This window comes from Cypionkella sp. (assembly GCF_030652235.1).
In the GTDB taxonomy this organism is placed as follows: domain Bacteria; phylum Pseudomonadota; class Alphaproteobacteria; order Rhodobacterales; family Rhodobacteraceae; genus Cypionkella.
The window spans coordinates 58368-70119 of the sequence record NZ_JAUSBA010000048.1 but is presented as its reverse complement, the minus strand read 5'-3'; the positions used below and the strand labels follow the sequence as shown (position 1 = coordinate 70119).

Genomic DNA, 11752 nt, shown 5'->3' with positions numbered 1-11752 from the left:
GCCAACACCGTCTTCGACAGCTACGATAAAATCCTCGACCAATGCGCCGCAGCCTGGTACTTCTTCGCGAACGAACCGGCAGCGATAACCTCGATCATGTCCAGAGACTGGGCAACGGTCAATATCTAGGGCCGTTGGTATGAGCCACGGTCGCGTGTAGCGCGTCAACCAGTTTGTCCGGGGGCGACAACCACCTTGGCCGGTTTGGGGCCGATGGGGTTGGCGTAGATTGAGGTGTCTGGTTCAGATGTCTCCTTCGGTTTGGTTGTCGTTGGTTGTTGTCGGCGGCGCTTGATCTAGGGCCAGTTTGCTGGCGGCTGCGGTGCGCTGACGGAAGCTTTCGGCTTCATTTCCAGGATTGTTGCGTGATGAACCAGCCGGTCGATTGCGGCGACCGTCATGGCTTTGTCCGGGAAGATCTGATCCCAGCCGCTGAAGGGTTGGTTGGCGGCGATGGCGATGCTTCGATATTCGTAGCGTCGGGCGATCAGTTCGAAGAGGACGCCGGTCTCGGCCTGATCTTTGTGGGCATAGGTGATGTCGTCCAGGATGATCAGGTCGAACCGGTCCAGTTTGGCGAGGGCGGCCTCAAGGACAAGATCGCGGCGCGCGACCTGCAGCTTTTGCACCAAGTCGCTGGTTCGGGTGTAAAAGACGCGGTGGCCTGCTTCGACCAGAGCATGACCTATGGCGCACAGAATATGGGTTTTGCCGGTGCCGGAATTGCCAATTGCGATGAGGTTGCCGCCGCCGTCCAACCAATCGCCGGCAGCGAAAGCTTCGACCCGGGCGCGCGGCAGGCATGGCAAGGCCTTGAAGCCGAAGGTGGCCAAGGTCTTACCCGCCGGCAGTTGCGCCTCGGTCAGATGGCGGCGAATGCGGCGCATGTCGCGCTCGGCCAGTTCGTATTCCGCCAGAACAGCCAGGAATCGGGCGGCTGGCCAGCCTTCGGTGTCAGCCCGGGAGGCGATCTCCTGCCAGAGCTTGTGGAAGCTGGGCAGGCGCAGCGCGGTCAACATGCTGGGCAGGGTGTGGATGTCGATCTCGCGGGCGGTCATGCGGCGCCCCCCAGAAGAGCATCGAAGCTGGCGAGGGATGGGTGGGCCACAGCGACATCTTGGGGCAACGTCATGTGTCGCGGCGTTAACCGCAACGTCAGGGCCTCAGGATCTGGCAGGGCCCCGCAGGCAAGGTCTGCGGCGAGCAGGTGCGCCAGTTCGGCCTCGCAGGTCCGTTCGTGGGCGATGAACAGCAGATCGACCATGCGGCGGCAGGCATCCCGGCGCGGCAGGTCGCGTTGCAGAACCTTCCATGCTTCCGAATATTCGGTTCTGGGGAACAGGTTGTCGCGGTAGACCGAGTTGCACAGGGCTTGCGGTTTGCGGCGCAGAGCATGGATGACGTGGTGGTAATTGACGACATGGACCCGGTGCCCATCGTCCCGCCCACGCGCCCGGGGATGGTGGACGACGAGCGTGGCGCCCAGAAACGCTTCGATGCGATCGTCATAGACATGCACCCGCAGACGCTGGCCAATCAGCTGTGACGGTGCGCTGTAGAAGACGCTTTTGACGAGGAAGCCGCCGGTCCGGGTAACGGGGACAACGGTCTCGGTGAAGTCGGTGGTGCGACGTGCCGGCAGGGGTTTGAGATGCGCCCGCTCTGCCAGAATGGCGTCGGCCCGCTGCCGGTTGCGCCGGGCCACCAAGAGATCCACGAAGCGCCGGTAGTCGGCGATGGACGCGAAGTCGCGGTTGCCGCGCAGGATCAAGGCCTGTGCGATGGCTGTCTTGAGGTGCCGGTTCTGCGATTCCACCGCGCCATTCTCATGAGCCTCGCCCCGGTTGTTGCGGCTCGCCTCCATGCCATAGTGTCCGACAAAGGCCTCATACCGCAGGGTAATATCCTCGCGCTGGTCAGCGGTCAGGTTGCGGAACGCGGCGGACAGGCTGTCGGTGCGGTGGTTGTGCGGCACGCCACCCAGCGACCAAAGGGCTTGTTGCAGGTTCTCGGCCAAAGCCGTGAAGCTCTCTCCGCCCAAAACCACGCCGACATGCTCCCAGCGGCTGTAGACCATGACGAAGTGATAGAGCAGATGCGGGAACCGCTGCCCTGCGATCATCACGCCCAGATCGTCGGCATGGGTGAAGTCGGACTGCGCCATGTAGCCGGGCTCCGGCGACTGACGGAAGATGATGTCGCGCTCTGGCCCGTTCAGTGCCCGCCACTGCCGTATCCGTCGCTCAAGGGTGCGTCGGATGCGAGCATCGGGAAAAGCCAAAGGATGCAGGCTTTGAAGATGGCGCAACAGGGTGACAGCCTGAAGGGCGCTATCCTTGGCCAGCAAGGGAAGCATATCGGCTTCCCAATAGCCTTCAAGCGGGTCCGCGACGGTGCGGCCATGCGTGATCTTGCGGTTGGATGGCAGCGTCGGATCGGCGTCAATGCGGCGGGCGGTGCGTTCGCTGAACCCGGCGCGGGCGGCCGCGGTTCGCTGACTGTGGGTCTGGAGGTCTGACATATAAAGTCTCACTTGCTGGTCGGTGATGGGTTTGTAGGCCAACCCGGATCCTCCGTTGCACGACAGAAGAGCCCGGCTTACCAACCCGCAGCGACCAGCACCTAACCCGAAAAACTATGAGGCCGGTGGGACTGCCCTCCAGACGGGCATGCCCGTCTTCCGTTCAGCCCCACCGGCCAAGATGGTTGACGCAACCGGCCATGGTGGTTGTCGCTCAACAGTGCGCCTCTGGTCCGAGCGGCCAGGGTGCAAGAGTGGCTTCGTGATGACTTACAAGCGGCTGGAACAAGTTGCCTTTGCCTGACTGAAGTTTGGCGACGGGGCGATGCGGTATAAGCCTGCATGTCCACGCCCATCTCTCAAGCCCCTGATCTGGATACTCCTCCGCCTGCCGCGCGGGAGGCGTTTTCGTCCTTTGGGCGGACATGGCAGGTCTGCGCGCCCGGACCGAGCGTCAGGATGACCGCATCGCCGAACTGCGCCAAACGTTCTGTGGCAAGCGGTCAGAGTCGCTGGACCCTGACGATCGGCAATTGGATTTCGAAGACTTGGGGCCCGCATTCGCCAAAGCCGAGGCAGCCCGCGATACGCTAGCCGCCCCCAATGCCGATGGCACCACCAAGCGACCGGCGGCCAAGCGTAATCTTGGTCATCTGCCACGCGTCGAACAGGTGATCGAGGCCGGGCACGGGGTCTGCCCCCGCGGCTGCACCGAGATGGTGAAGATCCCCTTTCATGGTTTGCAGGCAAACCATTGCCGGGCACCGGGTGAAGATCGCAGCGAGCGACTCTACATCATCCCGGCCCGTTTCCAGATCATCCGCTGCCCGGCAGCGCATGTTTACATGCGCGAGAGGGGTGACGATCCGCCCCCGATATGCCTGTCGCCGCTGCGCTGGCGGTGTGCTGCAAGCCGCAACCCCGGCCGGCCTGATCGACGGCGGGCTGCCGACTGAAGGCACCTTGGCGCATGTGGTCGTCTCCAAATACGCCGATCACTTGCCGCTTTACCGCCAATCGCAGATCTATGCCCGTGGCGGTGTCGATCTGGATCGCTCAACGCGGGCGACATGGTGTGGCAAGGTTGGCCTTGACCTCACCACGGTCGTCGACCGGATGCTGGTCCACCTCAAGCGCTCCATGCGGTTGTTCGTGGATGAGACCCGAGCGCCCGCGCTGGATCCGGGAGCCGGCAAGACCAAGACCGGCTATCTCTGGGCTCTGACCCGCGATGATCGCGGCTGGAATGGCGGCGATCCCCCGGCGGTCGTCTTCACCTATGCGCCGCCTTTCTCGGCGAATGCAGGCATTCGCCTGTCTGGCAACGGGCGCACTGACAGCCTTGCGATGAATATTCTGCGGGGCTTTGACGGCACCCAGCAAGTCGACGGCTATGCCGGGGGCCCATCGCCACTGGGACGGGCTGCAGATATTCCTGACTGATGGCCGCGTCGAGATGAACAGCAATCCGGCCGAAACCACGATCCGACCCAATACACGGAACTGCAAAAACACGCTCTTTGACGGCCACAACGCTGGCGGCCGCACCTGGGCGCGCATGGCATCGCTGATCGAAACCTGCAAATGGACCAGCATCGATCCATACGCCTATCTGGGCGCCACAATTTGAGACCGTCGCCAACGGTCACCCCAAGTCGCAGATCGATCACCTGATGCCTTGGGCCTTCGCAAAAACGTCAACCCGCTAAACCTTCGGCCGTCTCGAACCGCTTACGTTACAGAGGGGGAATCAAGGAAGTTTTGACACTTCCGCGCCAAGTCCCCGATTTAGCCTAAGCCAAACCCTACGGCTTTTTACCCAAATCGAGCGTGTGTTGCCGCAGCCAAGCAAGGAATCCGCGCGGGTTGCCTTCCCATTCATCCAACTTTGAGGCCGGGATCGGCGCACCGATATGGGGGCGCTGCGGTTTGAATAAAGCCCGCTTGATCTCGCACAGCAGCAGGCCCTGACGCAGCGTATCCGACAGCTTGTTCGCGATCAGAAAGCTGCGCGAATTCTGCCCGGTGAAGTGGATCGGCAGAATGGTGGCCCCCGAGCGTTGGATCATTTTATGGGTGAAAACGTTCCATTCTGCCTCGATCGCCGGGCCAAAGAAACCCTCCGACATCGCCACTTTTCCCGCTGGAAACACGATGATCACGCCGCCTGCCTTCAGATGCGCCATCGTCTCTATACGCATCTCTAAGCCCAGTTGGCGCGCATTATCCTCGTGCGGGAAAGGCACCGGGATCATGAACTCGGCGACTTCGGGGATACCCGTCAGCAGGCTGCGGGTCAGAATTTTGAAATCCGGGCGCACGCGGTTGACCATTTCGGCCATGATCATGCCATCGACCAAGCCGTGCGGGTGGTTCGCCACCACCACCAAAGGCCCAGTCGGGGGAATCAGCGCAATTTCCTCGGGCGGGGTATCAATGCGGATGCCCATCTGCTTGATCGCCTTGGGCCAGAACGGCGAGCCGAACGGAGCGCCCGAGCGTTCAAAATCGCGGATCAGGCGCAGCAAGGTGATCTTCGCCGTCAGCCATTCAATCACCCGAATCGTCCCGGCTTTGAACGGATTCCTGAACGTGCCCGCATAGGACAGCCGCCGCATGTCATATTCACGCTTGGCCGGAGGCTGGCCTGCGCTGACGGTCTCTGTCTGTGGCGTGTCTGTCACGAAGCCTAAGCCTTCCCCGTCGCGCCTCAGAATTCTTCCCCGAAGCGATTGGCCACCAAGGCCGCCAGCGCTTCGGCGAGTGCCGCAGCGTCTGGTCCGCCAGTAGAGACTTCAATAGAGGTTCCGCGTGAGGCTGCCAACATCAAAAGCCCCATGATACTGTCGCCAGACACCGTCATTCCGTCTTTGCTGACCTGTGCCGTTGCGTCAAATCCCTCAACCACCTCAACAAATTTGGCGGAGGCGCGTGCATGCAGGCCCTTTTCATTGACGATATGCAGGGTTTCTGCGGCCATATTCTTAGGCCTCCCTGCCCAAATCCAGCGAATTGATGTATTTGCGTCCCGCTTCCAGCGCGGCGGCGACGGCCTCGGTCACCGGAAGTTCGCGGGATTTTGCCAGCTTGATCAGCATCGGCAGGTTTGCGCCGTAAATGATCCGGCGTTCGGAGGCGGCACAGGCCATCAGGGACAGGTTCGACGGCGAGCCACCAAACATATCGGTCACCATCACCACGCCCTGACCCTGATCGACCGCATCGGCGGCCTCACAAATCTCGCGCTGTTTGGCGGCGCGGTCATGGTCGTCTTCAATCGCAATCGCCCGCATGGAGGTCTGCGGACCAACCACGTGTTCGACAGCGGAAAGATATTCCCGCGCCAAGCCGCCATGTGCCACGATCACGATACCGATCACGCGTGTCTTACCTCGACCCTAGAGCAGGCATATGAGCTGCCTTGCGTTCCAATTCACGATGCCGCTTTGACACCGGCCAGCCCGCTTCTGCAAGCACCTTGCCGAGTTTTTCTGCAACTGCAACAGAGCGATGTTGCCCTGCGGTACAGCCAAAGCCAATCGACAGATGCGCCTTGCCCTCTGCAAGATGGGCTGGAAGCAGCATCAGAACAAGCCCCTGCAACCTTAGGAAGAAATCAACAAAACGTGGGTCGGCTTCGATATGCGCAGTAACGGCTGGGTCGCGGCCATCTTTGTCGCGCAGATCGGCCTGCCAATAGGGATTCGCCAGAAAGCGACAGTCAAACACCATATCAAGCCCGCGCGGCAGCCCGCGCTTGTAGCTGAACGATTGCACAGAAACCGCCATATGGGTGGATTTAGTCTGATCAAACCATTTGCCGATTTCAGCTTTCAGATCATGCGGCGACATCTCGGTGGTGTCGATCAGATGATCGGCCCGCACCCTCACCGGGGCCAGCAGATCAATCTCGCGCGCAATGCCCTCGGTTGGGGTTTCCAGTGGCGCAAGCGGGTGGCGACGGCGGGTTTGCGAATAGCGACGGATCAGTTCAGACGAGTCGCAATCGAGATAAATCAACTCAAGGCCGACGCGGGGATCGCGGGTCAACGTGTCGATCAATTCGATGAGTGCTGTGGTGTTGAAATCACGGTTGCGCACATCAAGGCCCAGCGCGATGGGGCGGCCCAAGCTCGGCCCGTCGATCAGGCGGGGGACGAGGCTTAAGGGCAGGTTGTCGATCACCTCAAACCCCAGATCCTCCAGCGCGTGAATCGCTGTCGAGCGGCCAGCCCCCGAAGGGCCAGTGATCAGCACCAGTTGATGCTCTGCGCTAGGTTCCGTTTGCAGTGTCAAAACGTGCCTCATGCCAGCCTTGTGCCCTTCAGATAGCACAGGACTGAGGCTGCAAAATGGTTGCTTTGTGCCCCGAGAACAAGGGGCAGCGTGATGCCTAGCAAAGATATGGTACGAAGGGGAGGCAGGCGGTCGGGTTCCGTAAGGTCAAGATCGACGACAAGGGTGATCGGCGCGCGGGCGCGCGGGGGCGCGTGGAGCAGACCCAAGCCGCGCGCCTCGATCATACCGGACAAGAGGGGTGGGCAGGTGGCGATAAGCTGTTGGTCTTGATGGGTGATCTGGGTTTGATCATCCGCGATCAAGTCAGCGCCATAGGCGATCAATTGTAAAGCCAGCGCCGATTTTCCTGTGCCAGCCGCACCCATGATCAACACGCCGCGTTCGCCCACTGCAACGCAACTGGCGTGCATCAGCAAAGGGCTCACACCGGCAGACCCACCACAAACCGCGCGCCAAGCGGGTCAGAGGTGGGGTCAGCGTGGGTGGGGCGGATGTTTTCAGCCCAGATCACGCCGCCATGCGCTTCGACGATCTGCTTGGAGATCGACAGGCCAAGGCCCGAATTGTTGCCAAAATGTGTTGGCGGGCGGTCAGAATAAAAGCGCTTGAACACCTTGGTCAGCGCCTGTTCCGGTATGCCGGGGCCGGTGTCTTCGACCACGATCAGCACGCGGTTTTCGCGGCGGCGCGCCCAGACCCGCACCGCATCACCATCGTCGCAGAATGACACGGCGTTGGTGATCAGATTGACGAACACTTGCGCAAGGCGGCCTTCCAGCCCGTGGATTTTGATGGCATCGATGGGGAAATCTGTAATAAATTCAACGTTCTTCTCGCGCGCCTGATTGCCCAAGTATTCGGTGAGGTTGGCGAGGGTTTTCACCAAGTTAAACTCTTCCTCTTCCTCTTTCACCAATTCGCTGTCGAGGCGCGAGGCGTTGGAGATGTCGGACACCAAGCGATCCAGACGCCGCACATCATGTTCAATGACGTTCAACAGTTTCTCGCGATGTTCTTCCTTCTTGACCATCCGCATCGAGCCTACCGCCGAGCGCAAACTGGCGAGGGGGTTCTTGATTTCATGCGCAACATCGGCGGCGAACTGTTCGTTGGCGTCGATGCGGTCATACAAAGCCGCGACCATCCCGCGCATTGCCACCGACAGACGGCCAATTTCATCCGGGCGGGCGGCAAGATCGGGGATGCGGACGCGACCGGGCGACATTTTGCGGGCGTCGCGGTCGCGGCCAAGCTCTGCCGCCGCTGCCAAATCGGACAGCGGATTGGCGATGGTTGAGGCCAGCACCAGCGACAGACCGATAGACACCAACAGCGCGATGACGAACATCTGTAGGATCTGTTCGCGCTCATAGCGGACCAGACGGTCAATCTCGCCTTCCGCCGAGGTCAGCACCACCGCCCCAATCACCGCGCTGCCAAACCGCACCGGGCTTGCCACCGAGAATTGCGCGCCACCGTCCACGCCGCGCCCGGTGTTCACCGCCACATCGCCAGTCAGCGCGCGGGTGTAGAGATCACGCGCCATCGCCTCGCCATTGGCGGCGGAGGGGGGGCGATTGCCCGCGCCCAAAAGGCCCGAGACGCCTTCCCAGATAGCATTGAGAAAATCGGTGATAATGGTCTTACGATCATCGCGCACAGCATCAGCAGGGCGGGCCTGTCCGATGCTGTGCGTCACCAGCAAGCCTTTGGGATCAAATACAAAAACCTCAACTCCCGGCGCCACGGCCAAGCCTGCCAAACTCACAGGCAGGCTGCCATTGGAATTGATCGCAACCGCCTCCACCACATTGGAAATCAACTGCGCCTCGGTCACGAGGGCCTTTTCGCGCTGCAACACCAGACTATCGCGGAACGGGTTCATAAACAGAACACCCGCGACCAAAATCACCAGCGCCATCAGGTTGAACACGATGATCTTGCGCGCCAAAGGCGAGCGGTTCAGCGAGACGATACTACGCCGACCCCGCCCTGCGGAGAGCGCACTATCAGCCACAACTTCGGGTGAGACCCAGTCTTCGCCCAATAGCAGCTTGCCAGGTTTCTTCGTCGGATTCGCATTTTTCATGGATATCTTTTGCGCCGCTGTCATGGCCTGACAGTCACTCTTCGTTGTAACGATAGCGAATGCCATACAGCGTCTCAATCGCCGCGAAATCATCGTCAACCGAGCGCATTTTCTTGCGCAAGCGCTTGATATGGCTGTCGATAGTGCGGTCATCAACATAGACCTGATCGTCGTAGGCCACATCCATCAACTGATCGCGGCTTTTCACGAAACCGGGGCGCTGTGCGAGGGCTTGCAGCAACATGAACTCGGTCACGGTCAGCGAGACATCGCGGCCTTTCCAAGCCACCGAATGCCGCAGCGGGTCCATGCGCAGATGACCACGCTCCATAATCTTGGTCTCTTCGGTGACGGCAACCTCGCCGGTGGCAATCGCATCGTTGCGGCGCAAAAGCGCGCGGATACGTTCAACCAAAAGCCGCTGGCTGAACGGCTTTTTGACGTAATCGTCAGCCCCCATCCGCAGGCCAAGCACTTCGTCAATCTCATCATCTTTTGAGGTCAGGAAGATCACCGGCATGCTGGATTTCTGCCGCAGACGTTGCAACAAATCCATGCCATCCATCCGCGGCATTTTGATGTCGAGAACTGCCATGTCGGGCATCCGGCGGTTGAAGGAATCCAACGCAGACTGGCCGTCATTGAACGTTTCGACTTCAAATCCCTCAGCTTCCAGAGTCATAGAAACCGACGTCAGGATATTCCTGTCGTCGTCTACAAGGGCGATCCTTGCCATGTTTGGGCTTCCCTATACTGCTCGGCTTGCCTAAATTGCTTGCCCGACTTTTGACACATATTCCGTTTTCCGCGCCGCGTTAGCAACTGCAAACTACGAATCACCCTTTGCTTGAGTCTCCATCAGGCGCTGAATATCCAAATGAATGACTAATATGACGCAGTTTTCCTATCGGCTCCATTTTGGTTGCGCTAACCCGAATTTGGTTGCGCTAACTGTGCCCTCGCGTCCTATTCCGTGCAAAATCCGTATGTTATAGCGGAAGAATGAGACCCAAATCTTGGGTTTTCGCAGAAATGCTCAGGCTTTGGGCATTACGGGTTGGAAACTATACCGCCTTCGATTGGCGGGAACGGGAGCTTGCAGGATGACTATAGGACGCGTGAACCCATCGCACCGGTTGGAAGATCAAGGCATCAGCGGGCTGGGGCGCGTCTATTATAACTCTATCGAGCCTGCATTGGTCGAAGCGGCCGTGGCCCGCGGCGAAGGCAAACTGGGCAAGGGCGGGGCGTTTTTGTGCACCACCGGGCAGTTTACCGGCCGTTCGCCGAAGGATAAATTCGTGGTCCGCACCGCCGGGGTCGAGGATTCGATCTGGTGGGAAAACAACGCAGCCATGGCGCCCGAGGCGTTTGATCGGCTGTACACGGATATGTTGGCGCATATGCAGGGGCGCGAGTATTTCGTGCAGGATCTGTTCGGCGGGGCCGACCCGGTCTACCGCCTGGATGTGCGGATGGTGACGGAACTGGCCTGGCACGGGTTGTTCATCCGCCACATGTTGCGCAGGCCGGAGCGGGCGGAGTTGGACACATTTGTGCCGGAATGGACAGTGATCAACTGCCCGTCGTTCGAGGCTGACCCTAAACTGCACGGCTGCCGGACCTCTACGGTGATCGCGCTGAACTTCGAGCGCAAGTTGATCCTGATCGCCAACACCGCTTATGCGGGCGAGAATAAGAAAGCGGTGTTCACGCTGCTGAACTACCTGTTGCCGGAAAAAGGCGTGATGCCGATGCATTGCTCGGCCAACCATGCGATTGGCAATCCGGTGGATTCGGCGGTGTTCTTTGGGCTTTCTGGCACCGGCAAGACCACGCTTTCGGCGGACCCGTCGCGGATTTTGATCGGCGATGATGAACACGGCTGGTCGGATCGCGGCACCTTCAACTTTGAAGGCGGCTGCTATGCCAAGACGATCAACTTGTCGGCAGAAGCCGAGCCGGAGATTTACGGCACCACCTCGCGCTTTGGCACTGTGGTGGAGAATATGGTGTTCGATCCGGAAACGCTGGAGTTGGATTTCGAAGACGACAGCCTGACGCAAAACATGCGCTGTGCGTATCCGTTGGAGTATATCTCGAACGCATCCGAGACCGGAATGGGCGGACATCCCAAGCATGTGATCATGCTGACCTGCGATGCTTACGGTGTGCTGCCGCCGATCGCTCGGCTGACCCCGGCGCAGGCGATGTATCATTTCTTGTCGGGGTTTACGTCGAAGACCCCGGGAACCGAGCGCGGGATAGTCGAGCCGACGCCGACGTTCTCGACCTGTTTCGGCGCGCCGTTCATGCCACGCAGGCCGGAAGTGTATGGCAAGCTGTTGCAGGCGAAGATTGCGAAGTTTGGCGCGTCTTGCTGGCTGGTGAATACCGGCTGGACCGGGGGCAAGTTTGGTGAGGGCAAGCGGATGCCGATCAAGGCGACGCGGGCTTTGTTGACGGCGGCCTTGGATGGCTCGCTTGGCGCGGGGGAATTCCGCCGCGATCCTAACTTTGGCTTTGAGGTTCCGGTGGCAGTGGCGGGGGTGGATGCGACCCTGCTGGACCCGCGCGCGACGTGGACCGACAAAGCGGCTTATGATGCGCAGGCTGCGAGGCTGGTGGGGATGTTTGCCGATAATTTCGCGCAATATGTGCCGTTCATTGATGCCGATGTGAAGGCGGCGGCGATTGGATGAAACCGGAGGGTCCCGCGTTGGGACCTTTTTCGGATGTTTTGATTTCAAGGGCTTACGGGTCGTCGATAAGGATCTGTTAAGGTTTGGCTTGCAGACTAAGGCTGGGGGTTTCACACCCCCAGACCCCTTTGGAACATTTGA

12 protein-coding genes and 1 pseudogene are annotated in these 11752 nt (G+C 60.1%); 4 read left to right on the top strand and 9 right to left on the bottom strand.

Annotated features, from left to right (window positions below; genetic code table 11):
- Positions 1-243: 243 nt before the first annotated feature.
- Both istB and istA read right to left on the bottom strand, forming a co-directional pair.
- Positions 244-1058: pseudogene (gene istB / locus Q7V03_RS17160) on the bottom strand (IS21-like element helper ATPase IstB).
- Complete coding sequence (gene istA, locus Q7V03_RS17155; RefSeq protein WP_304926815.1) at positions 1055-2521, bottom strand: IS21 family transposase; 1467 nt, start codon at positions 2519-2521, stop codon at positions 1055-1057. The pseudogene istB and the gene istA overlap by 4 nt, the downstream one beginning before the upstream one ends.
- Before the next feature lie 425 nt (positions 2522-2946).
- Here istA and Q7V03_RS23940 point away from each other — a divergent pair, with 425 nt between their 5' ends.
- From Q7V03_RS23940 to Q7V03_RS23930, 3 genes are read left to right on the top strand one after another with little or no spacing between them, the layout of a single operon-like run.
- Positions 2947-3477, top strand: a complete 531-nt coding sequence (locus tag Q7V03_RS23940) for a transposase (protein WP_370651157.1) — start codon at positions 2947-2949, stop codon at positions 3475-3477.
- Positions 3425-3964, top strand: coding sequence for a transposase (locus tag Q7V03_RS23935; protein ID WP_370651156.1), 540 nt, complete (start codon positions 3425-3427; stop codon positions 3962-3964). Before Q7V03_RS23940 ends, Q7V03_RS23935 begins: the two co-directional genes overlap by 53 nt.
- 13 nt (positions 3965-3977) lie before the next feature.
- Entirely contained in the window at positions 3978-4151 is a 174-nt protein-coding gene (locus tag Q7V03_RS23930) for a hypothetical protein (protein WP_370651155.1), read from the top strand.
- Between the two features lie 175 nt (positions 4152-4326).
- On the opposite strand, the gene Q7V03_RS17145 is transcribed toward Q7V03_RS23930, so the two are convergent.
- The 7 genes from Q7V03_RS17145 to Q7V03_RS17115 are packed head-to-tail and all read right to left on the bottom strand — an operon-like array spanning position 4327 to position 9645.
- Positions 4327-5205 (bottom strand): lysophospholipid acyltransferase family protein, encoded by an 879-nt coding sequence (locus Q7V03_RS17145; RefSeq protein WP_304926809.1) that lies wholly within the window; start codon positions 5203-5205, stop codon positions 4327-4329.
- A 26-nt stretch (positions 5206-5231) separates the two neighbouring features.
- The gene (locus Q7V03_RS17140) at positions 5232-5501 is read right to left on the bottom strand and encodes an HPr family phosphocarrier protein (RefSeq protein ID WP_304926808.1); all 270 of its coding nucleotides are present in this window, start codon (positions 5499-5501) and stop codon (positions 5232-5234) included.
- A gap of 4 nt (positions 5502-5505) precedes the next feature.
- Positions 5506-5901: a PTS sugar transporter subunit IIA gene (locus Q7V03_RS17135; protein WP_304926807.1), complete on the bottom strand. Its 396-nt coding sequence runs from the start codon at positions 5899-5901 to the stop codon at positions 5506-5508.
- Positions 5902-5908: 7 nt separating this feature from the next.
- Positions 5909-6811, bottom strand: coding sequence for an RNase adapter RapZ (rapZ, locus tag Q7V03_RS17130; RefSeq protein WP_304926814.1), 903 nt, complete (start codon positions 6809-6811; stop codon positions 5909-5911).
- A gap of 14 nt (positions 6812-6825) precedes the next feature.
- A complete protein-coding gene (locus Q7V03_RS17125) occupies positions 6826-7245 on the bottom strand; it encodes an HPr kinase/phosphorylase (protein ID WP_304926806.1) in 420 nt (139 codons plus the stop codon).
- Positions 7242-8933, bottom strand: a complete 1692-nt coding sequence (locus Q7V03_RS17120; protein WP_304926805.1) for a sensor histidine kinase — start codon at positions 8931-8933, stop codon at positions 7242-7244. Before Q7V03_RS17120 ends, Q7V03_RS17125 begins: the two co-directional genes overlap by 4 nt.
- A gap of 10 nt (positions 8934-8943) precedes the next feature.
- Positions 8944-9645, bottom strand: coding sequence for a response regulator transcription factor (locus tag Q7V03_RS17115; RefSeq protein WP_304926804.1), 702 nt, complete (start codon positions 9643-9645; stop codon positions 8944-8946).
- Between the two features lie 367 nt (positions 9646-10012).
- Between Q7V03_RS17115 and Q7V03_RS17110 the strand changes: the two genes are divergently transcribed.
- Complete coding sequence (locus Q7V03_RS17110; protein ID WP_304926803.1) at positions 10013-11611, top strand: phosphoenolpyruvate carboxykinase; 1599 nt, start codon at positions 10013-10015, stop codon at positions 11609-11611.
- Positions 11612-11752 lie beyond the last annotated feature (141 nt).